This window comes from Nonomuraea salmonea, from assembly GCF_042428605.1.
GTDB lineage: Bacteria > Actinomycetota > Actinomycetes > Streptosporangiales > Streptosporangiaceae > Nonomuraea > Nonomuraea salmonea.
Genome location: NZ_JBHMCF010000003.1, coordinates 767,319 through 789,457, shown reverse-complemented (window position 1 = coordinate 789,457; position 22,139 = coordinate 767,319). Strand labels below are relative to the sequence as shown.

Sequence of the window (22,139 nt, the reverse complement as noted above, 5' to 3'; positions counted from 1 at the left end):
CCCTCCTGTCACCTGAGACACTTTCTTACCAGACACACCGTCCCTATATGTTCGCCATGTCGGATTTAGCCAGCCAGTCATTGGAGTGGTCGTGACCTCCCTCGCCCACCAGCCGATGCAGCCGATGCAGCCCATACCGCCCGCGCCCCCCGCCGGGCAGGGCGGGCAGCCGCGGCCGCACATGCCGCTGGCGCCGCTCTGCCACGTCACGATCGTCGCGCCGCGCCGCAGGGTGGACCTGGCGCTGCCGGCCGACGTACCGCTGCCGCACGTCCTGCCCGGCCTGCTGCGCGCGGTCGGCGAGGCGGGCGGCGACGCGGCGGGCGCGCCGGGATGGGTGCTGCAGCGGCTCGGCGGGGCGCCGTTCGACCTCGGGCAGACGCTGACCGCGCTGGGGGTGCTCGACGGCGAGATCCTCTACCTGCGCCCGCGCGAGGCCCAGCTGCCGCCCGCGCTCTACGACGACGTGGCCGACGTGGTCGCCACCGGCGTCTCGGAGAGCACCGGCAAGTGGGAGGGCCGCCACACCAGGACGCTCGGCGCCGGGGCCGCCTCCGTGCTGCTCGTGCTCGGCGTGCCCGCGCTGGCCCTGTCGGGCAGCGAGCCGCTCGGCGTGACCGTGGTGGCGGGCATGCTCGCGCTGCTGCTGATCGGCGTCAGCGCGGCCCTGTCCAGGGCCGTGGGCGACTCCTCGGCCGGCGCCCTGATCGGTTACGCGGCGCTCCCGTACGCCTTCCTCGCGGGCCTGTACGGCCTCATGAGCGGCTCCACACTGGCCGGGGTCGGCGCACCCCACCTGCTGGCCGCCCTGACCTGTACGGCGCTGGTGGCCACGATCGGCGGCACGGTCGTCGCCGACGGCGTGGCGGGCTTCCTCGGCACCGCCATCGCGACCGTGGCGGGCGCGATCGCGGCCGGCATGGTGATGGTGTTCGGCGTGCCCGCCGCGGGCACCGCCGCGATGACCGTGACCGTGCTCATCGCGCTCAGCCCGCTCATCCCGACGCTGTCGTTCAAGATCGCCAGAGTGCCGCTGCCCCCGTTGCCCACCAACGCCGAGGAGCTGCGCGCCGACAACCAGCGCGTCGACAGCGACGGCATCCTCGCCCGCACCGCCCAGGCCAGCAGGTACGCCACCGGCATGGTGGCCGGCATCGCCATGACCGCGATCGGCGCGCTGGCCTTCCTGGTCGCCGAGCCCGGCTGGATGTCCGGCTCGATGGCCGCCGTGCTCTGCCTGGTGCTGCTGCTGCGCGCCCGCGTCTTCGGCGGGCTCGGGCAGCGGCTCTGGCTGCTGTGCTCGGGGCTCGGCGGGCTCGGCACGATGGCCGTCATGCTCAGCACGGGCTCGGGCACCGTGGCGGCGGCTGCCGTGGTGATGGCGCTGCTGTGGCTGTCGATGCTGGTCGTCGGGCTGGGGCTGTGGCTGCCCTCCGGGCGGCTGTCGCCGTTCTGGGGCCGGGCGGGCGAGATCGTGGACGTCATCCTGCTCGTCGCGCTGTTCCCGCTCGCGCTGGGCGTGCTCGACGTCTACGTCTGGATCCGCGGCCTGTCCGGCTGAGCACCGTACTGAGAGAGTTGGAGAGAGCATGATGGATCGTGACTTCGACTTCAGCGGCGTCGACGTCGACGAGCTGCTGAAGAAGAACGAGGCCCAGATGGCCCGCATCGCCGAGCTGGGGCCCGCGCTGGAGGAGATCGTCGGCACGGGGCAGGACGAGGACGGCTTGGTGACGGTGGAGTTCGTCGCCGCGGGGCTGAAGGACGTGATCCTGCATCCCAAGGCCATGCGCCTGTCGTCGGGCGAGCTGGCCGCGCGCATCAAGGAGGCGTTCACGGCCGCCGCCGCCGATCTGCAACGGCAGACCTCGGAGGCGATGGAGGACCTGTTCGGAGAGGACAACCCGATGCGCTGGGCCGGCAACCCCGACGGCGCGATGGAGATGATCCACCGGGCCGAGTCCGCCTACAACCGCACCTTCGAGGACGTCATGGGCGAGCTGGTCCGCATCCGCAACCGGATGGAGGGCTGACCGGGTCCCGCGAGGGACCCGGCCGGCTCCTCAGCAGAGCTTCTCCGGGCTGGTCGGCACCGGAGGCGACCAGATGTCGGGCTCGGAGTCGTAGTACTCCCTGGTGTGCTCGTCGCAGTGGTCCTGGGCGCCCGCCCCCATGGCGCCCGGCGGGAAGGCCATGAAGCCGTTACCGGGGGCGCCGCCGCCGCGCAGCACGGCGGGGCTGGTGGCGGCGGGGCCGCCGGCGCCGTACCAGGGGCCGCCGGCCGTGGGGCCGCCGGCGGTGAACGGGGTGCCGCCGGGCGGCTGGGTGGTCGGCAGGACCCCGGGCGGCGTCGAGGTGTAGGGGTTCGGCGTCGCGTACGGGTTCGGAGTGGTCGTCGTGGGCGGCGGCTGGGTCGTGGTCTGGGCCAGGTCCGTCCCCGAGTCCTCGGCGGTGATGACCGGGGGCACGTCCTGCTGGTCCTGCTCCTGGTCCTGGTCGCCCGGCTGGTCCTGCTGCGGGGTCTCCGTGCCCGGCTGCTGGGTCGCCGGGTCGTCGCCCGTGGACGGGTCGTCCTGGCCCTGCCCACCCGGGTCCTGCGGCTGGGTCGTGCCGTCGCCCTCGTCGCCGTCGTCCTTGCCGGTGCCGTCGGAGCCGTCCGAGCCGTTGCCGGTGCCGTCGGAGCCGTTGCCGGTCGAGCCTGAGCCGGTCTTGTCGCCGGAGCCCGTCGTGACGTCGGGGTCGGACGTGCCGCCGTTCCAGCGGCCGTCGCCGTTGCCGTTGGACAGGTCGGTGGCCGTGGGCGCGGTCAGCTTGTTCGCCGGCTGGGTGTCCACGGTCAGCGGATTGATCGTCGGCATCTCGAACGCGAGCCCGTCGGCGATCCGCGCGTTGATGTCGGCGATCTCGTTGTTCAGGCTCTCCAGGTGCTTCCTGGCCCGCTCGTCGGCGTCGGCGTCCAGCGGGGCGTAGCCCATGCGGCCCGAGCCGCCGCCACTGCCGCCGCCACTGCCGCCGCCGCTGCTGTCGATCACCGGTGGCGCGGTCTCGCCACTGGGCTCGCCGCCGGGCCCGCCGTTCGTCATGCCGCCGCCGGAGTTCTCCTCCGGGTTGCCCGCCGGAGCGGGCACGGTCGAGCGGTAGTGCCGGACCCGCTCGGCGTACTTCTGCATCGGCTCGCCGGTCTTCTGCATGGCCTCGCCCAGCGCGCCCGCGCTGGCGTGCAGCAGCCGCAGCGCCTTCAGCGCCTGCTTGGCGCCGTCGCCCCGCCACACCTCGGACAGGTCCTTGGCCGCCTTCATCAGCGCACCCTGGACACCGCCCTCCCCCTTGATCAGCTTGGCCGCCTCGACGTAGCTCTTGCCCGCCCTCTCGATGCTGTCCGGGTCGGTGCCGTTCAGATAGCTGACCACCCGCTCCCTGGTGACGCTCAGGTCCGGCCTGCTCTCACCGAGGTAGCTGTAGATCCTGATGGGCTCCCACTGATCGGCCATCTCTCATCCCTGCCGCTTCTCACGCACTGCTGTCGGCGTGACCCTTCTCGTAGTTCGAGACGGCCCGCTCGACCGCCTCCGCCCACTTCTCGACGTAGCCGATGAGCTCGCTGTAGCTGTCGCCGAACACTTCGTACGCGCGGGCGGTGTTGTAGCCGAAGCTGCTGGCCACCTCCCAGGACCCGGTCTCGCCCGGCCCGACATTGCCCAGCCCGGCCACCTCGCCGACCGTGCCGGGGCCGCTCCAGGTGGCGCTCATGTTGGCCGGCTGGTTCCCGTACAGCGAGCCGAGCTCCTCGCGCAGCCGCGAGACGACGGCCCTGACCTCCGAGTGGTCGATGTACGGGCCCCGCCCGTCGTCCTCCAGCCCGGGGAAGTCCTTGGCCAGCTCCAGTTCGGGCACCGGAGAGCTGTCTTCAGCCGGTCTCATGCTCTGCCTTTCGTACCACTGTCGATGTTGGCGTCGATGGTCGGCACGTCGCTGGAGAAGTAGTCCTCTTCGTCCCACACGTACGCGCTGCGCCCCATCTCGCTCTTTTTCTCCTCCTGCTTCTGACCGCTCGGCGGGACCATCGGCATCATCGGGAGGCCGCCGCCGCCCAGCCCGCGCATGGCGGCCGCACCGGCCGGTCCGCCGAGGGCGCCGCCCACGGCGCCGTGACCACCGGAGCCGCCTCCGCCCGGGCCGCCGGCGTAGCCGGTGCCGATCCCGGTGGAGGCGGGCGGGTTGACGCCGGTGTTGGGGTTCGGAAGGCCGCCGAGCTGGGACGGATCCGGCAGGCCGGCCAGCGAGGTGCTGTCCGGGGTGCCGGGAGCCTTGAGGTCGGTCCCGTCGACTCCGTTGCCGTTGGGGAGGTTCGCGCCGTTGATGGCGTCGAGCCCGGTGCCGTCCTGGCCGGTGCCGTTGATGCCGGTACCGTCAGGCCCTGCGCCGTCGGAGCCGGTGCCGCCGATGCCGTCGAGGCCGTCGAGCCCCGTTCCGTTCTGGCCCGTGCCGTTCTGGCCGTCGCCGAGGCCGCCCACGCCGCCGAGCCCGGGGATCTGGTGCTGGCTCGGGTCGTAGAGGCCGTCCTGGTTGGGCGGAGCGAACTCGCCGAGGCCGGTGTCATTCGGGTTGAAACCGACGTTGCGCACGTTGGGGCCGCCGCCATAGGGCGTCTTGGGCATGTCACCCGGACCCAGGTCGAACAGCGGGATGTCGGTCCGCAGCTGGGCGGGGAAGACCTGGTTGTTGGCCGCGGTGGCCTGACTGAGCAGCCGGATGTGCTCCTTGGCGAGCTTCCTGTCCTTCTCCTCCTTGGACTCGCCGACGAGGTTGGCGAAGGGCCCGTCGGTGAAGAGGGACGTGATGCCGCCCGCGACCGTGCCGAAGACGGCGCCGATCACCGCGCCGGGTCCCGCGCCCACGCCGCCGAAGAACGCGCCGCCGATCGCACCGACGCCTGCTCCCGTCGTCCCTCCCTGGAAGGCGGCCTCCAGGAAGGAGACGTCTCTGTCGGGCGTCTCGGGCAGCTTGCTCCCGCTGTAGGCGGCCAGCGTGTGGGCCTGCAGCAGGAGGGCGGGGGCGACGCCCGAGGGGTTCGTGGGGCACTGCTTGGCGTCCGCGGGCTGGGCGCTGATCGTCGTGGAGACGTCGGCGGCGGAGTCGCGCAGCTTGCGCAGCGCCTTCTTGACGATCTTGGCGTCATCGCCCTGGGTCCAGCGCGCGTCCAGCGCCCGCAGGTGCTTGTCGAGCACCTCGACCAGGTTGTCGAGGCGCTTCTTGGCGGTCATCAGCTCACCCGCCGCCGTGCGGAGCAGCTCCGGCTTGTTGGCGGTGAGCGTCTCACGCACCATCTGCGTGGTCGCGCCGTCGAACTCGGTCTGGTCGATCTGCGTCCTGATCGGTTGCTGTTGCTCGGCCATCAGACCCGCATCGTGTTCGAGCGCTCGGAGCTGTCCTTCTCCACACCGTCGTAGCCGCCCACGGCCTCCTCCAGGAGGTCGATCGCGTTCTTCAGCTGGCTGACGATGTTCTCGTACGAGGCGGTGACCGCGGCGATGCCGTTGTTGGCGCTCGCCTGGAAACCCATCGCGGCCGGCCAGAATCCGTACATGGCCTGGGAGTCGGTGGTCAGCTGGTTGACGCCTCCTTGCGGCGCGAAGGCCGGCGACACGCCATCGCCGGCCTTCTCCGGGGCCAGCTGCTTGAGGGCCTCGAGCAGGTCTCTCCGCGCCGCCTTGATCGCTTCCTTGCTGAGGTCCACTCCACGATCGGTGCCCATGCTCCCCCTTTGTCAGGGCCCCGGCGAGATCGCCTGGGTCTTACTTGTGGTCGAAGATCCGGCTGTTGATCATCTCGACCTGCTGCATGTTCATGTTCGTGACGTTGATGTTCGACTTCAGCGCTTCCACGAACTGCGACATGTCCCTGGCCTCGAGCTCCCAGAGCTTGCGGACCTCGTCGAAGACGGTCTTGGTCTGGCCCTGCCAGATCGCGCTCTTGGCCAGCAGGTCGCGCTCGAGCTCGTCGAGGCAGGTGACCATGTCGTTGAACGCCTTGGCGAAGGCTTCCTCGCCCTTGCCCAGGCCCTGGAAATTGACCTTTGTGACGTCGAAGATGTCGTCTGCAGGCATGCTGTCCTCCTGGAGTGCGTCAGGTCCGGCCGTTGAATCCAGCGTTGATCGCGGCGGCGATCCTGTTGGTCGCCTCCTCGCGCTCCTGGTTGAACTGGACGTAGTTCCTGTTGCTCGTCGTGATGTTCTCGGCCAGGGTCTTCAGGCTCTGGAGTACAACGTCCATGCGCTGGTGCCAGATCTTGTGCACGGCGTCGAACGCCGCCTCCGACTGGCCGACCCAGTTGTGCTTGAGCTCCACGCCCGCGGTGTCGAGGTTGCGCTGGATGGTACGCAGCCGGATGGCCGCGTCCTCGATACGCTGCACCGCCGCGACGAGATCGGCTTGGCTTACTTGAGTCTGCGGTTCGGCGCCCACAGGCTCTCCTTCCTTGCTGGTCGGCTTACTACCGCCGACCGCGCACTGTCGGCATGGTCGTCACAGTAGTGAACATCGATCACTAGGGTCGCACGTGATCACGTCAATTTTCCATATCAATGGGGTGGATGGTGCCGGTTTGCCAGATAACGTATGTGCTTGATGTGACAAGGGGGGCGTATGGCGAATCCATCGGCCGCTAGTGACCCGTTCTCCTCAGCTCTGAGCAGCTTCGGGAGCGCCGTCGATCCTTTCAAGAAGGATCCCGAGCTCGACATGAAGCCGGACAAGGTGCGCAGCCTCGGCAAGAACGTCGGGAGCTACGCCCCCACCATGGGCGACCTGAGCGAGAAGACCCGCGCCATCGACATGAGCCCGTTGACGTTCGGCGTGATCGGGGGCGGCCTCAACGTCGTGCACCGCAACGTCCGCGACGGCGCCGCCGACGCGCTGGCGAGCGGCCAGCAGGTGCTGGAGTCCTGGCAGGCCGCGATCAACCAGATCGCGGAGAACGTCGACGCCGCGGAGCAGGCCAGCAAGGCCAAGAACAAGAACCCCGGTGGCCCGGGGGGCGTCAAGATGCCCCAGGGGCCCGGCGACATGAAGAACATCGGCCCGTTCGACCCGGACCTGAAGTCGCCCGGCGGCCCGGACGTGCCGGGCATGGAGGACATCAACGGTCCAGGCACCCCCGGTGTGGACATCCCAGGCTCCGGCGGCCCGGACGCGCAGAACCCGGACATACCCAACCCGGACGTCCCGGACCCGAACCTGCCGGACCCCAACGCGCAGAACCCGGACATCCCTAATCCGAACGTGCCGGACCCGAACCTGCCGGACCCCAACGCGCAGAACCCGGACATCCCTAATCCGAACGTGCCGGACCCGAACATCCAAGACCCCGATCTCAAGGGCCTCGACCAGCCCGCGACCTCGGACCTCGCCGGGATCGACCGCAACCTCGCCAACCAGATCCCGCAGGCCCGGATCCCCGACCCCAACGCCTTCGACCCGCGCACCACGAACACCATGCCGCGGACGAGCCTGGTTCCCGAGAGCGGCATAGGCGGCGGCGGCTCCGGCGGCGCGGGTGGCGGCACGCCGCCGCCCGGCAGCATCTCCAAGGCGCTCAACTCCGGCATGCCGTTCTACCCGCCGCCCATGGGCGGCGGCGCCGGTGCCATGAACCGGGACGAGAAGAACGGCGAGGGCGGCCCGTACCTCAGCGAGGAGGAGAGCGCCTGGGGCTTCGACGAGGAACACGGCCCGGCCGTCATCCGCAACGAGGAGGTGTAGCAGCGCATGGCCTACGAGTCGGATCGCAACGAGTACCTGGTCGCCCTGGGCATGGCTGGACTGGCGTCGACAGTCATGCCGTACGCGCGGCCGCTGGTCGCCCTCATGGCCATGGTCACGATGGACCCGGCCGAGCAGGACCGGGCCGCGGACCAGTGGCTCGACGCGACGCCGGTCGGCGTGAAACCCGTCGCCGACTCGAAGGGGTCGCCGACCGCGGCCGGCGCCGGCGACCTCGCGGTCCTGCGCTCGGAGCTGAAGCGGATGGTCGCGGAGATCGGCAAGCAGGACTGGAAGGGCCAGGCCTACACGACGTTCCAAAAGAGGGCGGAAGAGCTCGATCGGAAGCTGGAGACGCTCGACAGGAACAGGGAGGGTTGCGGCCAGACGCTCAAGGCATCGGCCCATATCTCCCACTGGGTGCTGCAGTTCTTCAAGTGGATCGCCCGCGCTCTTGCCGGGTTCGCGGCGCTCGTGGTCGCCTCCACATTCAATCCGGTCGCCCGCATCGCCGTCATGCAAAGCGTCATGAAGGTCGTGGTGAAGATGCACGCGACGGCTTTGAGGATCTTCACGCAACACCGCAAGGTCATCTTGAGGGTCGCGATGGCGGTGGGCGCGGCGGGTGTGGTCTATAACCAGGCCAGCAAGGATCTGCTGGCCATGAACGCCGTCCCCACCAAGACGCCGGACCTGATCGACGGAGCCATCCAGTACGACGTGGAAGAGGTGGACTTCACCGAATCCCCGCTCGCCAAGGCGGGCGCCAACAAGCCCGACCTGGGCATGCTCGGAAACGTGGGCGTCTGAGCCGGGCCCGCGTCACTTGCTCCCGGCCGTCAGCGGTGTCCAGGCGGCGGCCGGGTCCAGGGCGGGGCCCTGCGGGATCGCGTGCATGATGCTCGCCGGCACCGGCGCGACGTCGCCCGCATCGTAGCCCAGCTTGCCCAGCACGTCGCCCGACGGCAGCGGGTGACGCACGCCCTGGTCGGTGATCAGGGACAGCGCGTTGGTCACCGCGTTGATCTGGCCCTCGCCCGGCAGCAGCCCGGCCACGACGGCGCTGCCCGGCGGCAGCAGGATCTGGTCGTACTGGCCCTGCACGGCCGAGCTCGCCGGGGTGGGGATAGGGATCTTGCTGCCCGCCGTCACCTTCGTGGCCAGCGAGCCGGCCTGCGTGGCGCCGTACACGATGCACAGCGGCACCGAGCCGTTGACGCCCATCACCTTCGGCATGGCCTGCGGCAGCGAGGTGTCCATGACGTTCGTCTTCGAGGGCGAGGCGTTGGCGGAGGCGGCGTCGATCGGGATGGCCCTGACGGCGGCGCTGCCGTACGCCTTCTTGCTCTCGGGGTTCTCCAGCAGGAGCGTGGCCTGCACGGGGGAGATGGGCGCGAGGCCGTCGGCGAGCAGCACGTAGTAGCGGGCCGGAGTGCCCTGCGCGGCCGGCACCGTGAACACCTGGCCGACCGTCGCGGCCACCTTGCCGCCGCTGCGGATCTTCTTGCCGCGCTGCTGCACCCGCGGGCCGTCGAAGTCGTGGCCGACGGGCAGCGCGTTGAGCCAGGCCGCCGGCACCTGCCGGGGCTGCGCGTTGAGCGCGCGCACGCCGTGCGCGGGCACGCGCATGCGGCGCTCGCCCCAGATGAGCCAGTTCTGGCGGCCGTCGGAGACCACCATCGCGTCCCCGCCGATCGGCCGCCCGCCGACGTCCTGCCCGCCCACCAGGCTGGTGTACGACTTGCTCCCGACGAGCTTGTCGGGCCCCTCCACCACGCACACCGACCAGGGCGCCTTGACCAGCTTCTCCTTGACCGGCAGCGAGTCGGGGGCCCCGGAGATGCCGATGAGCGGCCCGCGCGCGTAGTCGGCCAGGGAGGCCGCGGTCACGGTCTTGGTCGTGATCTCGGCGGAGTCGAGCACCAGCCGCGCGGAGACGTAGTTGGCGACCGGCAGCATCCGCCGCTGCTGCTCGCTGTAGATGTACTTGGCGCCGCTCTCCTCCTCGACCAGCAGCTGCCCCGGGTCGGTGAGCTTGGTGGCGTTGCCCGGTTTGATCATTCCCCAGATCCCGAACACCGCCATGATGAGCACCGCGACCAGGATGCCGCCGAAGGTGGCGACGTTCTGCCGCCGGGTGGGCGGCTCGGCCACGTCGGGCTCGGCCTGCAACAGGGCCATGCCGAGCCGCTGCTGCTGCAGCCGGTGGGCCTGGTAGAGGTCCTTCTTGGTCTGCACGGCACCTCCCTGCGACAAAACCCGCGCATCAGCATAAAGGCCCTGCCGTCTCAGCAGCCCCTCAGGTATCGCTGAGACGGCAGGGCCCTGCCGCGAACATCCCTACGAACGTGAACGTCAGGCGCAGTGCTCGAACGGGCTGTCGTACTTGGCGGAGCCGATCGAGCCGCCCCACTTGACGCAGGTGCGCAGCGCCTTGGCACGGACCGGGCCCGCGTAGTACTGGAAGCTGCCCTTGTCGATCGCCCGCTTCTTGCCCTTGACCTCCAGGTAGGCGGTCATGGACGCCTTGCCCGAGCCGCTGTTGCGCAGCGCGACCACGCAGTTCTGGCCGTTGGAGGCGTTGTAGAGCAGCGCCACCCGGCCCTGGCTGCCCAGCGAGGCCGAGTCGATCTGCTTGAAGCCCGAGCCGCAGACCTGGGGCGCCGTGTACGGGTTACCGCCGCCGCCGGTCTTGTTACTCGTGGTCGGTGCGCTGCCGCCGCCGCAGTTCTTCGAGGTCACGGTCTGGTTCGGGTACTTGAACCGGACGCCGTTGAAGGTGGCCGGGATGATCGAGCCGCCGGACGTGCGCACCTCGTAGTGCAGGTGCGAGATCAGGCTGTACTTGGCCGACGTCTTGCCCACGGTGCCGATCTTCTGGCCCTGCTTGACGCTCGCGCCCTTGGCGACCGAGCGGGCGTTGAGGTGGGCGTACAGCGTGACCGTGCCGTCGGAGTGCTGGATCTTGATGACGTTGCCGAAGCCGTCGGTGGTCCGGTACTCCGACATCACGACCTTGCCGGCGGCCGCGGCGACCACGGTACGACCGAGGTCGCCGTTGCCGTCTCCCGCGCTGCCGTTGAAGTCGATCTCGTTGCCGGCGGTGTGGGCGGAGCTCTTGCTGCTGCCCACCCACTTCTCCCCACAGGGGAAGGGAAGCTGGTAGGTGACGCCGGCGGCGGCCGCGCTCGCAGTGGAGACGGCCGAGGCGGGGGTCGTCCAGAGGAGGGGGAGCGCCGCGGTGACACACGCGCTCGCGATGAGGATCTTCTTACGCACGGCACCGAAGCCTGCCAGCTCGATGATCGCCCCGGCTAGCGGTTTCGCAGGATGTTCACCGGAATGAGTCGATTTTTGTTGATTTAGGGGTCGCGCCGGCGGGGTCACTCGTCCGGCAGGGCCGCCTGGATCGGGGTGATCGTCCCAGCCGTCACCAGGAAGCCGCGGCCCTGCGGCCCGCCCGTCGCGCCGCGCGGCAGCCGGATCGTGAACAGGTCCCCGTCGGTCTGCCCCTGCACCGCGAGCAGCACCCCCGTACGCGCCTTGCGCGTCTCCGCCACGAACCCCCGGTACGCCACCGCGAGGTCCCCTGTCGTTCCCGCGATCAGCAGCCCGTGGTCGCCGTCCCGCCCGGAACGCAGCACCTCCTCAAGCGCCGTGCCGAGCGGCCCGTCCGGGTTGATCAGCTCGGCGTCGTCCACCAGCACCACGTAGTCGTGCAGGTCGGCCACCAGCTCAGCCAGGTCGGTCGCCTCGCCGTCCAGCACCGCCACGGCCCCCTCCAGGTCCCGCAGCGGGCTGCGCCTGGGCGCGACCGCGACCACGGGCGTGCCCTGGGCGATCAGCGACCGGGCGGCCGTCACCAGCACCGACGAGCGCCCCGAGCGGGACGGCCCGGCGACCACCGCGCCGGGGCCCTGGGCCAGCAGGTCGAGACCAAGCGGCGCGAGCGCGTCGCCGCCCGCGCCGATCAGCGCCCACAGCGGCGACGGCGGGCTGAAGCCGGGCTCCAGCTCCATCGCCTGCGTGGCGGTGATCCGCAGCGGCAGCGCGTCCACCCGCAGCGGCGGGCCGCCCGCACCCCATGGCCGTCCAGCGGCCGGGCCCGCCTCGCGGGCCAGCGCCTGCAGCGCCGCCACCTGCGCGGGACCCGCCGGGTCGGCGGCGAGCAGCGCGATCTGGTGCTCGACGATGCCGTGCTCGCCCATCGACAGCGCCCGGCCCGGCGGCAGCACCGACGGCAGGCCCTTGAGCGGGAACCCCGCGAGGCCGTAGTCGGCGGCGTCGGACAGCCGCAGCAGCAGCCGGTCGTCGAAGACCGTGGACACCTGGCCGAGCAGCCCCGACCGGTCACTGGTGACCACCGCGCGCAGCCCCACGGCGGGGCCCTCGCGCAGCAGCTGCAGCAGTGACTCGATGAGCCTGCCGTAGTCGTAGCCCTCGAACGCGGCCACGAAGCCCTCCCAGCGGTCCAGCATGAACACCAGCCACGGCAGCCGGTGCCCCGCCTGCCGGTACTCCGCCAGCGAGGCGTGCCCGGCCTCGGCCAGCAGCTGCTGGCGCCGCCCCACCTCGGTCTTCAGCCGGTTCAGCAGCCGTTCCATGCGGTCGAGCTGATCGCGGGTGATGACCGCGCCGCAGTGCGGCATCGCCACCAGCGGCAGCAGCGCGCCTGAGCCGCAGTCCACCGCGTGCACGTGCACGTCGTCGGGGGAGGTGTGGGCGGCGATCGAGCCCGCGATCGTGCGCAGCACCGTCGAACGCCCGCTGCGCGCCGCGCCCGCGACGAGCAGGTGACCGCCGTGCGCCACGTCGAGCGCCAGCGGGCTCCTGTCCTGCGACCACGGCCGGTCGGTGCTCCCGAACGGCAGCGGCCGCACCTCGTCGTCCTGGGCCCGCGGGCCCGCGGGAAGGTCCAGGACGAGACGGTCGGGGAGCGGCTCAAGCCATGGGCTCGGCTGCGCGGGCACGCCCGCCAGCTCGGCGGCCTCGATGAGCGCGTCGGCGACCAGCGTGAGGTCCGTGGTGGCGGCGTCCTCCTCGTCACCCTGAGGGGGCGGCGGCAGCGGCTTGCCGAGGGCGCGCCAGCCCACGTCCAGCACCCGTACGCGGGCCGCGGCACGCTCGCCGCCCGCCGCCGGGCCGCGCCCGCCCACCCTGGCGGTCTGGACGGCCACCGCCGCCCCCGCGCCCGAGCGCACGTAGCACCGGCCCGGCGTGTTCTTGGAGATGTGCGCCGCGTCCGGCTGGTCGATGACGTCGGCCGACTCGGCCGGCTCGGTCACCCGCAGCGCGATCCGCAGCGAGGTGTTGGCCTGGATGTCGGCCGTCACCACGCCGGCCGGCCGCTGGGTGGCCAGGATCAGGTGGATGCCCAGCGAGCGGCCCCTGCGGGCGATGTCCACCAGGCCCGTCACGAAGTCGGGCAGCTCGGCCACCAGCGCGGCGAACTCGTCGATGATCAGCACCAGCCGGGGCAGCCCCGGCCCCTCGTAGTCGTCGATGTCCTTGGCCCCCGCCGACAGCAGCAGGCGTTCCCTGCGCCTGATCTCGGCGGCCAGCGAGTCGAGGGCCCGCTGGGTCAGGTGGCCGTCCAGGTCGCTGACCATGCCGACCGTGTGCGGGAGGCGTACGCACTCCTTGAAGGCCGCCCCGCCCTTGTAGTCGATGAGCACGAACGTGAGCTGGTCGGGCCTGTTGGCCACCGCCAGCGAGCAGATCAGCGTCTGCAGCAGCTCCGACTTGCCCGCGCCGGTGGTGCCGGCGATCAGCCCGTGCGGGCCGTCGAGCTTGAGGTCCACCGAGAAGGGACCGTCGGGGCCCACCCCGATCAGCGCCTGCGTGCTGCCTCGCTTCCCCCACCTCGCGGCCAGCTCCGCGGCCGAGGGCGCCGGCATGGCCATCAGGTCGAGCAGGCGGGCCGCGTCGGGCAGGTTGCCGCCGGGGTCGTCCCTGCTCACGTCGCGGATAGGGGCGAGTGCCCTGGCCAGCCGGTCGCACCAGGCGGGCGAGACCCGGTCGGACAGGACGGGGCCGATCACGTCGAGGCCGCCGCCGCGCAGGTGGACGAGCCCGTCGTCACCGCACGCGGCCACCGTCTGGCACTCCTCGGGCAGCAGCCGCTGGTCCTCGTCGATGGCCAGCGTGAACACCCCGGCGCGCGGCCCCTGCCGCAGCACCTGCGGCATGTTCGGCAGGCCGCGCAGCACCTGGGCGCCGTCGAGGATCACCAGCACGTCGTACGGGCGCATGTCATAAGAGGAGAACGTGGGCTTCTCCGGCCCGCCTAGGTCGTCCCAGCCGGTCGGGACCTTGCCCAGCTCGGGGATCGTGGTGTTCTGGCGCTCGTCGATGAGCGCGGCCAGCTCCGAGACCCGGCGCGCGGCCGACTCGGGGTCGGTGCCCACCAGCGCCACGCACTCCTGTCCTGCCTGCGGCGTGCAGTGCGGCAGCCAGCGCAGCCAGCCCCAGCGCCGCTCGGCGTCCGCGTGCGCCGACACCACCACGATGGCGAGGTCGCGCGGGCTGTGCAGGGTCGCCGCCTGCGCGATCAGCCAGCCGGCCAGCCCGGTCGCCGCCGTACGCGGGCCCGTCACGCCCGCCACGCCCAGCCGGCGCATCGGCAGCGCCACCGGCACGGAACGGCAGACGGGCGGGTCGATGGGCCCGCCCTGCTCCTCCGACAGCTCCAGGTCGGCGGGCAGGTCGGCGAGCCCCACCCGCAGCCGCAGCGCGTCGGAGTCGTGGATCCTGCGCTCCCACAGCCGCCGGCGCGGCCCCGTCGCGGTCAGCAGCACCTGGGCCGGGTCGGGCGCGTCGGCCCGGCGAGCCGCCTCGTCGGCGGCGCGGGCCCGCTCGACGGCCTCGTCGTACGCCCGCACCTCCTCCTGGTGCTCCTTGACCGCCTTCTTGTACTGCTTCTTGCCGTGCCGCCGGTCGCTCCACCACTGGCCGATCATGATGATCGGCGTCATGAAGGCGACGAGCAGGTAGTACCACTGCTGAAGCGCGATCGCCAGCGTCAGCCCGAGCACGGCGGGCAGGCACGCGGCGAGCAGCTGCAGCCGCATCCCCTCGCTCCTGGTGGGCGCCTTCGGCTTGACGAACGTGCGCTGCGGCTCCGGCCTGCGCAGCCGGGGCGGCCGGTTGTAGGCCACGCCGCCCTCCGTGCGCGGCGCCAGGTGCGCGTCCTTCGGCTCGATCGAGGTGAGCACGAACACCGAGGAGCCGCAGGTCAGCACGGCCTGGTCGGGCCACTCGACGGGGTCGGTGACCGGCTCGCCGTCCAGCTCGGGCACCTCGCCGTAGCCGGCCGACAGCTCCGCCGCCCGCCGCTCGGCGGTCCGCGCGGTGAGCTCGGCGACCTCCTCGGCCCAGCGTCCCTTGAGCTTCAGCTTCGGCGCCTCGCCGGGCGGCCGCCAGGCCGGCTCGACGGTGATCGACTCCGGTCGCACGCGTACGGTGACGGCCTCGGGCGCGAGCGCCGGGTCGCGTACCGTGATCGCGCACATCGGGTCTGCCCCGATGACGTGCACGCCGAGCCCCAGGCGGTGCACGGCTCCCGCGGCGGGGCCGCCGACCACGCGGACCTCGGCGACGCCGCCCGGCTCCTCGACGACGGTGGCACGGGCGAGTGCGGCGTCCAGCGTGACCTTGTCGCCGTCGCGCAGCACGGCGGTGACCTTGGCCGCGGGGTCGAGCGGGCGGCCGTCGCGCCACAGCACGGGCGGCCCCATGTCGGAGCGCTCGGGGCGGCGCGGCCTGGGCACGTGCGCGCCCGCGGCGGCGGGGGCGTACGGCGCCCGTGATTGGGCCCGTGATTGGGCCCGTGATTGGGCCCGTGCCTGGGGCAGGCGGAGGACGTCGGCCAGCGGGCGCTCGTCGCAGAGCGCCGCGCTCAGCCTGGCCACCGTGAGCCCGTCGTCGGCGTCGATCACGACGTCACGGTCGCCCTGTCCGCCGTCGCGCTCGCGGCCGGCCTCGCCGGCCTGCCCGTGACGGGGTCCGCTTCCCTGCCCATCACCGGGCCCGCCGATCACGGTGAGCATGATCCGCATGTGCCGTCTCCTGGGTCGACTTCGGGCGCCCAAAGTAGCGTCCGGAACGTGGCCGGGTGCGCCTGTTGACGGGAATGGCATGGCGAGCGCGATTAGGGGGCCCGCAATCGCTGTGAAAGCTGTGACGGGAGTTATCCCAGAGGCGACGTGCCGGAAATTTCGAGATTCGTCAACTTGATAGAAACAATAAGCATCGATGAATTCGGCTTGACACCATGTCACCTGCGAAAGAAGCATGGGTCACCGAATTCCGCCACCTCCGCCGGAGCGATCCCCACATAATGGCGTGAATTCCGCAATTCACTCCGGGAGCCCCCCACCCATGAGGACCAGTGAAAAGCCTGCCGCCAACGCGGCGGGGTTGTCCGGGCCGGCCTCGCGCAAGCTCCCCGTACCTCCCAGGGAACGCAAGCCCGCGCTCGCCGCGCTGGCCGTCCTGCTCATCCTGGGCGGGGCGCTGGCCACGACCATGCTCGTGCTCAACAGCGGCGACAGGGTGTCCGCCATTCGCGTCACGCAACAGGTCGGCGCGGGCCAGAAGTTCACCAAGGAGACGATCGAAGAAGTGAAGATCGCCGACACCGGCATCGACTTCGTCGCGTGGTCGCAGCGCCAGCAGGTGCTCGACAGCTTCGCCTCCGTCACCATCCTGCCTGGCACGCTGCTCACCAATGAGATGGGCGTACGGACGAGCAGCGAGCTGGGCGAAGGAAAAGCGACCGTCGGATTGTCCCTCAAGCCAGGACAAATGCCGGCCGGAGTGGACAAAGGCGATCGCGTACAGGTGATTCTCGTGCCCAGCCGGCAGAGCCAGGGAGAAAGCCGCGTGCTCGCAGCGAGCGCGCTCGTCTTCTCCGTGGGCGAGCGGTCGAGAAGCGCGGCCTCCGGCCAGATCACCGTGGTCGTCGACGCCCCGGCCGCGCCCGAGATCGTGGCCGCCGCCTCCGCCGGCGAGATCGCGGTGGCCGAACTTCCGGGAGCGCGCTGACGTGGGGCTCATCGTACTGGCGGCCGACAAGGGCGCGCCGGGGGTGACCACCGCCGCCACGGCGCTGGCGGCGGTCTGGCCGCGTCCGGTGCTGCTGGCCGAATGCGACCCCGCCGGCGGCGACCTCGCCTACCGGCTGCCCGCCGCCGACGGCGGCGTGCTCAACCCGGCCAAGGGGCTGCTCACGCTCGGCGCCACCGCCCGGCGCGGCCTGGAGGCGGCGCAGATCCAGCAGCACACCCAGAAGATCGTCGGCGGGCTCGACGTGCTCGTCGGGCTCGGCCACGGCGAGCAGGCGGCCGGCCTCACCTGGCTCTGGGGCCCGCTCGGCAGGGCGCTGGCCGCCATACCGGGCGCCGACGTCATCGCCGACTGCGGCAGGCTGGGCGCCCACCCGCAGCTCGGCGACCTCATCGCCGAGGCCGAGCAGGTCGTGCTGCTCACCAGGGCCACCCTCGACCACGTCGCCCACCTGCGCGAGCGGCTGCAGATCACCAAGGCGCACGGCGTCGTCGTGATCGCCGACCCGCGCAACTACCGCGGCTCGATCGAGGACGTCCGCAGGATCGTCGGCAACACCGTGCAGTACGTGCACGGCCTGGCCCACGACCCCAAGGGCGCCGAGCTGCTGCGCGGCCAGTGGGGCGGCAGACTCGACCGCTCCCTGCTCATCCGTACGGCCCGCGACCTCGCGCAGAGGCTGGTGAGCCACCGATGATCGACCACTCCCTCGTCAAGCGCTTCCGCCAGGAGGTCGGCGACCGCCTGGCCCACCAGCGCCGGCTCGACCAGGCCAACGGCCTGCCCCCGATGACCGGCGAGGACGAGCGCCAGTTCGCCAGGGCGCTGATCTCCCAGGTGCTGGAGGAGCACGCCCGCAACGAGATCGGCTCCGGCCGCACCCCGCCCACCGTGGAGGAGGAAGAGGCGCTCGCGGCCGGCATCCACGCGGCGCTGTTCGGGGTGGGCAGGCTGCAGCCGCTGCTCGACGACCCCCAGGTCGAGAACATCGACATCAACGGCTGCGACAAGGTCTTCGTCAGCTACGCCGACGGCCAGGAGCTGATGCACGACCCGGTCGCCGAGTCCGATGAGGAGCTCATCGAGCTCATCCAGATCCTGGCGGCCTACTCCGGGCTGTCGAGCCGGCCGTTCGACACCGCCAACCCCCAGCTCGACCTGCGGCTGCCCGACGGCTCCCGGCTCAGCGCGGTCATGGACGTCACGGTCAGGCCGGCCATCTCGATCCGCCGCGCCCGGCTCGGCAAGGTCTTCATGACCGACCTCGTAGGCAACGGCACGATAAGTCCGGACGTGGGGCGGTTTCTCGCGGCGGCCGTCGCCGCCCGCAAGAACATCATGATCGCCGGATCCACCAACGCGGGCAAGACCACCCTGCTGCGCGCCCTGGCCAACGAGATCCCGGCCACCGAGCGCCTCATCACCGTCGAACGCGCCCTTGAGCTCGGCCTCGACCAGTTCCCCGAACTCCACCCCAACGTCGTCGCCTTCGAGCAGCGCCTGCCCAACTCCGAGGGCCAGGGCGAGATCTCCATGGCCGAGCTGGTCCGCCGCTCCCTGCGGATGAACCCCAGCCGCGTCATCGTCGGCGAGGTGCTCGGCGACGAGATCGTCACCATGCTCAACGCGATGACCCAGGGCAACGACGGCTCCCTGTCGACCATCCACGCCAATTCCAGCATGGAGGTCTTCAACCGCATCGCCACGTACGCGCTGCAGGCCTCCGAGCGCCTGCCCATCGACGCCACCCACATGCTCATCGCCGGCGCCATCGACTTCGTCGTCTTCATCGAGAAGCGCAACGACTACCACCTCGGCGGCAAGCTGCGCCGCTACGTCTCCAGCATCCGCGAGGTCAACGGCTGCGACGGCCGCGTGCTGTCCAGCGAGGTCTTCGCGCCAGGCCCCGACGGCGCCGCCGTCCCGCACGCGCCGCTCTCCTGCCTGGAGGAGCTGGCCGCGCACGGCTACCACCCGGGGGGCTGGTGAGCATGCCGTTCACGTTCGACCCGCTCGCGCTGCTGGCCGGCGCCGTGGCAGGCGGCGGCCTGTTCCTCTTCGTCGTCGCCCTGTACGGCCTGCGCCCCCGCCCGGGCCGCCCCAAGCGCCACCTGGTCAAGATGCTGACCACCCGCGCCGCCGTGGCCGCCGTCGCCGCCGTGCTCGTCCTCGTCGTCACCCGCTGGCCGGTCGCCGCCGTCGGCACGGTGCTGCTCGTCTTCGCCTGGCGCGGCCTGGCCGGCGGCGCCGCGGAGGAGCGCGCCGCCATGCGCCGCCTCGAAGGGCTGGCCGCCTGGACCGAGTCGCTGCGCGACACCATCGCCGGCGCCGCCGGGCTCGAACAGGCCATCCCGTCCTCCATCAGGGCCGCCGCGCCCACGCTCAGGCCGCACCTGCGGGCCCTGATCGACCGGCTGCACACCAGGATGGCCCTGCCCGAGGCGCTCGCCCGCTTCGCCGACGACCTCGACGACCCCTCGGCCGACCTCGTCGTGGCCGCGCTCATCCTCAACTCCAAGCTGCGCGGCCCCGGCCTGCGCGACGTGCTGGGCGCGCTCGCGGTCTCCGCCCGCGAGGAGCTCGACATGCGCCGCCGCGTCGAGGCCGAGCGCCGCGCCACCCGGCGCAGCGTGCAGATCGTGGTGATCACCGCGCTCGCCTTCGCCGGGCTGCTCGTCGTGTTCAACCCGTCGTACGTGGCCGAGTACGAGGGCCTCCTCGGCCAGGCCGTGCTCGTGGTCGTGGCCGGCCTGTTCGGCGCGGGGTTCGCGTGGATGCGCCGGCTGGCCAGGTTCGACAAGCCCACCCGCCTGCTGATGGGCGGTGCGGCGGTCGTCTCCGCGCCTGCCGCGGAACGGCCGGTCGTCCCCAACGGAGGTGGTGGCCGTGGTTGAAGGCGCGATCGCCGGAGCGGTGCTCGGGCTCGGCATGTTCGTCCTGTTCCGTGCGCTCTTCCCGGCCCGTCCAGGACTGGTGGCGCGGCTGCTCGCGCTCGACGCCGTGCGCGAGGACGCCGGCGCCCCCCGCATCCAGCTCATACTGCCGGACGAGGAGGTCAGCGCGTTCCGGCGCGGACTCGGCGTCCGGCTGGCCGCCATCTACGGCGCCCGAGGCTGGGAGGTCAGGTCGGTCAAGGCGGACCTGGCCCTGCTCGGCCGCTCGTTCGAGGCGTTCCTCGCCACGAAGGCGCTGCTGGCGGCCGGCGGCCTGCTCGCGTTCCCGCTGCTGCTGGCCTGGCTCGTGCTCATGGAGTGGGGCACTTCCCTGGCCATCCCGTTCTGGGCCGCGCTGCTGGTGGCCGCGATCTTCTTCTTCCTGCCCGACCTGCAGGTCAAGAAGGACGCGGCGGCCAAGCGGCGCGACTTCCGCCACGTCGTCGGCGCCTTCCTCGACCTCGTCTCCATGAACCTGGCCGGCGGCCGCGGCGTCCCCGAGGCGCTGATGATGGCCGTCTCGGTCAGCGGCGACCAGCCCAACTGGGCCATGGGCCGCATCCGCGACGCCCTCAGCGGCGCCCGCATCGTCGGCATCACGCCGTGGCAGGCGCTCGGCCAGCTCGGCGAGGAGATCAACGTCGACGAGCTGCGCGACCTGTCCGCGGCACTCGGCCTGGTCGCCGACGACGGCGCCAAGGTGCGCGCCTCGCTCACCGCCAGGGCCGCCACGCTGCGCCGCCGCGAGCTGGCCGAGATCGAGGGCAGGGCTGGCGAACGCTCGCAGTCGATGCTCGTCGCCCAGCTCCTGCTCTGCGCCGGCTTCGTGATCTTTCTCAGTTTTCCCGCCGCTATGAAGATGTTGGGGGTCTGATGCACCATCCCTGGATCGTTTACCTCACGGCTTATCTCGGCGTGCGCGTCCACCGCGCCCGCACCGCGCCCACCCGAGGCGCGTCGGCCGTCGAATGGGTGATCATCACGGCCATCATCGCCGGTGTCGCGCTCGGGCTGGCCACGCTGATCAAGACGCTGGTCGAGAACCAGCAGAACCAGATCGAGCAGAGCTTCGGCGGCGGTGGCGGCAGTGGTGACGGCGGAGGCGACGGCGGAGGTGGCGAGGCCCCGTGAGAGCCCGGCCACGGCGCGATGAGCGCGGCGTGACGGTGATCGAGCTGGCCATGCTCATGCCGGTCATCCTCGCCACCGCGCTGCTCATCGTGCAGGTCGCCCTCTGGTTCCACGCCCGCCAGGTGGCGGAGGCGGCGGCCAGGGAGGGCGCCCGCGTGGCCAGGTCCGCGCCGTTCGACTCCGGGGCCTGGGAGGGCGCCGCCACCGGCAAGGCCACCGAGATCGTCCGTACGATCGGGCCCAGTCTGCTGCGCGAGGCCACCGCCACGACGTCCGAGAAGGAGCCGGACGAGCGGTTCGTCACCGTGACCGGCAGCGCCGTCCAGGTGATCCCGCTGCTGCCCGAGCTGGCCTTCACGATCACCGCCACCTCCGGCGGACCCGTGGAGTGCTTCCGTCCCGACAACGGCGGCGAGGACTGCCAATGACCACCCACCCGGACGGTGAGCGCGGGTCCATGGCGGTCGAGACCGTCATGCTGGCCCCGGTCTTCCTGCTGTTCCTCATGTTCCTGGCCGGTGCGGGGGTGCTGGTCGAGGCGCAGGGCCGGGTCAACGGGGCGGCGCGTGACGCCGCCAGGGCCGCGTCCGTGCAGCGCACGCGGGACGACGCAGAGGCCGCCGCCGAGGCCATCCTCACCAGCGTGCTCGACGACCGCTGCCGGTCGTCGGCCGTCTCGCTCGACGGCTCCGAGTACGAGCAGGGCGGGCACGTCCAGGCCGAGGTGACCTGCGAGCTCGACCTCGCCTTCCTCGGCTTCGGCGGCACCAAGCAGCTCACGGGGACGGCCGTGGTGCCGTTGGAGCAGTTCAGGAGGATCGAGTGAGACGGGGCGAGCGCGGCTCGATGTCGGTGTTCACCGTGCTGTTCTCCGTGGTCGTGTTCCTGCTGGCCGGGCTGCTGGTGGACGGCGGCTCGGCGATCAACGCCCGGCTGCGCGCCGCCGACGTGGCCGAGCAGGCCGCCAGGGCCGCCGCCGACCAGCTCGACGTCGACCACCTCCGCGAGACCGGCGAGACCCGGCTGCTCGGCGAGGACGAGGTGTGCGCCAGGGCCGACGAGATCGTCGCGGCCCAGGGCGGCGACGACGTCAGCCCGGGGGAGTGCACGGTCGGGCAGGGCGGGGCCCAGGTGACGGTCACCGTGTCGGTGCGGTGGGAGGCGTTCTTCCTCGGCGCGATCGGCTTCTCCGGCGCCGAGATGACCGGCGAGGCCACCGCCGCACCCGAAGCGAGATAGACCGAATCC

Annotated in this window: 22 protein-coding genes; 13 read left to right on the top strand and 9 right to left on the bottom strand. The window is 71.7% G+C overall.

Translation table 11 applies throughout. The features are described 5' to 3' along the window. The first annotated feature begins 91 nt into the window (after nucleotides 1-91). Nucleotides 92-1,561, top strand: coding sequence for a type VII secretion integral membrane protein EccD (gene eccD / locus ACFFR3_RS04745; RefSeq protein WP_364365038.1), 1,470 nt, complete (start codon nucleotides 92-94; stop codon nucleotides 1,559-1,561). 28 nt (nucleotides 1,562-1,589) lie between these two features. Next, entirely contained in the window at nucleotides 1,590-2,033 is a 444-nt protein-coding gene (locus ACFFR3_RS04740) for a YbaB/EbfC family nucleoid-associated protein (RefSeq protein ID WP_345396286.1), read from the top strand. A 30-nt stretch (nucleotides 2,034-2,063) separates the two neighbouring features. On the opposite strand, the gene ACFFR3_RS04735 is transcribed toward ACFFR3_RS04740, so the two are convergent. The 6 genes from ACFFR3_RS04735 to ACFFR3_RS04710 are packed head-to-tail and all read right to left on the bottom strand — an operon-like array spanning nucleotide 2,064 to nucleotide 6,465. Next, nucleotides 2,064-3,491, bottom strand: a complete 1,428-nt coding sequence (locus ACFFR3_RS04735) for a hypothetical protein (protein ID WP_379482646.1) — start codon at nucleotides 3,489-3,491, stop codon at nucleotides 2,064-2,066. 19 nt (nucleotides 3,492-3,510) lie between these two features. Further along, the gene (locus tag ACFFR3_RS04730; RefSeq protein WP_364365047.1) at nucleotides 3,511-3,921 is read right to left on the bottom strand and encodes a hypothetical protein; all 411 of its coding nucleotides are present in this window, start codon (nucleotides 3,919-3,921) and stop codon (nucleotides 3,511-3,513) included. Continuing rightward, nucleotides 3,918-5,396 (bottom strand): WXG100 family type VII secretion target, encoded by a 1,479-nt coding sequence (locus tag ACFFR3_RS04725; RefSeq protein WP_379482645.1) that lies wholly within the window; start codon nucleotides 5,394-5,396, stop codon nucleotides 3,918-3,920. Before ACFFR3_RS04725 ends, ACFFR3_RS04730 begins: the two co-directional genes overlap by 4 nt. After that, nucleotides 5,396-5,755 (bottom strand): hypothetical protein, encoded by a 360-nt coding sequence (locus ACFFR3_RS04720; protein WP_345396301.1) that lies wholly within the window; start codon nucleotides 5,753-5,755, stop codon nucleotides 5,396-5,398. Before ACFFR3_RS04720 ends, ACFFR3_RS04725 begins: the two co-directional genes overlap by 1 nt. A 40-nt stretch (nucleotides 5,756-5,795) precedes the next feature. Continuing rightward, nucleotides 5,796-6,107, bottom strand: coding sequence for a WXG100 family type VII secretion target (locus tag ACFFR3_RS04715; protein ID WP_345396304.1), 312 nt, complete (start codon nucleotides 6,105-6,107; stop codon nucleotides 5,796-5,798). Between the two features lie 19 nt (nucleotides 6,108-6,126). Beyond that, on the bottom strand, nucleotides 6,127-6,465 hold the full coding sequence (locus ACFFR3_RS04710) for a WXG100 family type VII secretion target (RefSeq protein WP_345396307.1): 339 nt from the start codon (nucleotides 6,463-6,465) through the stop codon (nucleotides 6,127-6,129). 180 nt (nucleotides 6,466-6,645) lie between these two features. Between ACFFR3_RS04710 and ACFFR3_RS04705 the strand changes: the two genes are divergently transcribed. After that, the gene (locus ACFFR3_RS04705; RefSeq protein WP_379482644.1) at nucleotides 6,646-7,761 is read left to right on the top strand and encodes a hypothetical protein; all 1,116 of its coding nucleotides are present in this window, start codon (nucleotides 6,646-6,648) and stop codon (nucleotides 7,759-7,761) included. A gap of 6 nt (nucleotides 7,762-7,767) precedes the next feature. Further along, nucleotides 7,768-8,571, top strand: coding sequence for a WXG100 family type VII secretion target (locus ACFFR3_RS04700; protein ID WP_345396313.1), 804 nt, complete (start codon nucleotides 7,768-7,770; stop codon nucleotides 8,569-8,571). A gap of 12 nt (nucleotides 8,572-8,583) precedes the next feature. Here the strand turns inward: ACFFR3_RS04700 and eccB are convergent, their stop codons facing one another. The 3 genes from eccB to ACFFR3_RS04685 form a co-directional block, all read right to left on the bottom strand. After that, a complete protein-coding gene (gene eccB / locus ACFFR3_RS04695; protein ID WP_345396315.1) occupies nucleotides 8,584-9,999 on the bottom strand; it encodes a type VII secretion protein EccB in 1,416 nt (471 codons plus the stop codon). A 117-nt stretch (nucleotides 10,000-10,116) separates the two neighbouring features. Continuing rightward, nucleotides 10,117-11,040, bottom strand: coding sequence for a M23 family metallopeptidase (locus tag ACFFR3_RS04690; RefSeq protein ID WP_364365061.1), 924 nt, complete (start codon nucleotides 11,038-11,040; stop codon nucleotides 10,117-10,119). 104 nt (nucleotides 11,041-11,144) lie between these two features. Then, the gene (locus ACFFR3_RS04685) at nucleotides 11,145-15,818 is read right to left on the bottom strand and encodes an FtsK/SpoIIIE domain-containing protein (RefSeq protein WP_379482643.1); all 4,674 of its coding nucleotides are present in this window, start codon (nucleotides 15,816-15,818) and stop codon (nucleotides 11,145-11,147) included. A gap of 322 nt (nucleotides 15,819-16,140) precedes the next feature. Here ACFFR3_RS04685 and ACFFR3_RS04680 point away from each other — a divergent pair, with 322 nt between their 5' ends. Genes ACFFR3_RS04680 through ACFFR3_RS04640 form a run of 9 tightly spaced genes read left to right on the top strand, consistent with a single transcriptional unit; the run spans nucleotide 16,141 to nucleotide 22,130 of the window. Then, nucleotides 16,141-16,806: a CpaB family protein gene (locus ACFFR3_RS04680; protein ID WP_379482642.1), complete on the top strand. Its 666-nt coding sequence runs from the start codon at nucleotides 16,141-16,143 to the stop codon at nucleotides 16,804-16,806. A gap of 1 nt (nucleotide 16,807) precedes the next feature. After that, entirely contained in the window at nucleotides 16,808-17,524 is a 717-nt protein-coding gene (locus ACFFR3_RS04675) for a hypothetical protein (RefSeq protein ID WP_345396327.1), read from the top strand. Beyond that, nucleotides 17,521-18,816, top strand: coding sequence for a TadA family conjugal transfer-associated ATPase (locus ACFFR3_RS04670; RefSeq protein ID WP_364365072.1), 1,296 nt, complete (start codon nucleotides 17,521-17,523; stop codon nucleotides 18,814-18,816). Before ACFFR3_RS04675 ends, ACFFR3_RS04670 begins: the two co-directional genes overlap by 4 nt. 2 nt (nucleotides 18,817-18,818) lie before the next feature. Beyond that, the gene (locus ACFFR3_RS04665; RefSeq protein ID WP_364365856.1) at nucleotides 18,819-19,721 is read left to right on the top strand and encodes a type II secretion system F family protein; all 903 of its coding nucleotides are present in this window, start codon (nucleotides 18,819-18,821) and stop codon (nucleotides 19,719-19,721) included. Further along, complete coding sequence (locus ACFFR3_RS04660) at nucleotides 19,714-20,634, top strand: type II secretion system F family protein (protein ID WP_364365075.1); 921 nt, start codon at nucleotides 19,714-19,716, stop codon at nucleotides 20,632-20,634. Before ACFFR3_RS04665 ends, ACFFR3_RS04660 begins: the two co-directional genes overlap by 8 nt. Further along, the gene (locus tag ACFFR3_RS04655) at nucleotides 20,634-20,891 is read left to right on the top strand and encodes a hypothetical protein (RefSeq protein ID WP_345396339.1); all 258 of its coding nucleotides are present in this window, start codon (nucleotides 20,634-20,636) and stop codon (nucleotides 20,889-20,891) included. The genes ACFFR3_RS04660 and ACFFR3_RS04655 overlap by 1 nt, the downstream gene beginning before the upstream one ends. A gap of 29 nt (nucleotides 20,892-20,920) precedes the next feature. After that, nucleotides 20,921-21,319: a TadE/TadG family type IV pilus assembly protein gene (locus ACFFR3_RS04650; RefSeq protein ID WP_364365078.1), complete on the top strand. Its 399-nt coding sequence runs from the start codon at nucleotides 20,921-20,923 to the stop codon at nucleotides 21,317-21,319. Further along, nucleotides 21,316-21,717: a TadE family protein gene (locus tag ACFFR3_RS04645; protein WP_345396345.1), complete on the top strand. Its 402-nt coding sequence runs from the start codon at nucleotides 21,316-21,318 to the stop codon at nucleotides 21,715-21,717. The genes ACFFR3_RS04650 and ACFFR3_RS04645 overlap by 4 nt, the downstream gene beginning before the upstream one ends. Then, complete coding sequence (locus ACFFR3_RS04640; RefSeq protein WP_345396348.1) at nucleotides 21,714-22,130, top strand: pilus assembly protein TadG-related protein; 417 nt, start codon at nucleotides 21,714-21,716, stop codon at nucleotides 22,128-22,130. The genes ACFFR3_RS04645 and ACFFR3_RS04640 overlap by 4 nt, the downstream gene beginning before the upstream one ends. The last annotated feature ends 9 nt before the right edge of the window (nucleotides 22,131-22,139 follow it).

What these genes read in the sequence shown, in the direction of transcription:
- ACFFR3_RS04740 (WP_345396286.1), top strand. Translation starts at nt 1,590, where the DNA reads ATGATGGATCGTGACTTCGACTTCAGCGGCGTCGACGTCGACGAGCTG.
- ACFFR3_RS04735 (WP_379482646.1), bottom strand. Translation starts at nt 3,491, where the DNA reads ATGGCCGATCAGTGGGAGCCCATCAGGATCTACAGCTACCTCGGTGAG.
- ACFFR3_RS04730 (WP_364365047.1), bottom strand. Translation starts at nt 3,921, where the DNA reads ATGAGACCGGCTGAAGACAGCTCTCCGGTGCCCGAACTGGAGCTGGCC.
- ACFFR3_RS04725 (WP_379482645.1), bottom strand. Translation starts at nt 5,396, where the DNA reads ATGGCCGAGCAACAGCAACCGATCAGGACGCAGATCGACCAGACCGAG.
- ACFFR3_RS04720 (WP_345396301.1), bottom strand. Translation starts at nt 5,755, where the DNA reads ATGGGCACCGATCGTGGAGTGGACCTCAGCAAGGAAGCGATCAAGGCG.
- ACFFR3_RS04715 (WP_345396304.1), bottom strand. Translation starts at nt 6,107, where the DNA reads ATGCCTGCAGACGACATCTTCGACGTCACAAAGGTCAATTTCCAGGGC.
- ACFFR3_RS04705 (WP_379482644.1), top strand. Translation starts at nt 6,646, where the DNA reads ATGGCGAATCCATCGGCCGCTAGTGACCCGTTCTCCTCAGCTCTGAGC.
- ACFFR3_RS04700 (WP_345396313.1), top strand. Translation starts at nt 7,768, where the DNA reads ATGGCCTACGAGTCGGATCGCAACGAGTACCTGGTCGCCCTGGGCATG.
- ACFFR3_RS04685 (WP_379482643.1), bottom strand. Translation starts at nt 15,818, where the DNA reads ATGCGGATCATGCTCACCGTGATCGGCGGGCCCGGTGATGGGCAGGGA.
- ACFFR3_RS04680 (WP_379482642.1), top strand. Translation starts at nt 16,141, where the DNA reads ATGAGGACCAGTGAAAAGCCTGCCGCCAACGCGGCGGGGTTGTCCGGG.
- ACFFR3_RS04670 (WP_364365072.1), top strand. Translation starts at nt 17,521, where the DNA reads ATGATCGACCACTCCCTCGTCAAGCGCTTCCGCCAGGAGGTCGGCGAC.
- ACFFR3_RS04665 (WP_364365856.1), top strand. Translation starts at nt 18,819, where the DNA reads ATGCCGTTCACGTTCGACCCGCTCGCGCTGCTGGCCGGCGCCGTGGCA.
- ACFFR3_RS04655 (WP_345396339.1), top strand. Translation starts at nt 20,634, where the DNA reads ATGCACCATCCCTGGATCGTTTACCTCACGGCTTATCTCGGCGTGCGC.
- ACFFR3_RS04645 (WP_345396345.1), top strand. Translation starts at nt 21,316, where the DNA reads ATGACCACCCACCCGGACGGTGAGCGCGGGTCCATGGCGGTCGAGACC.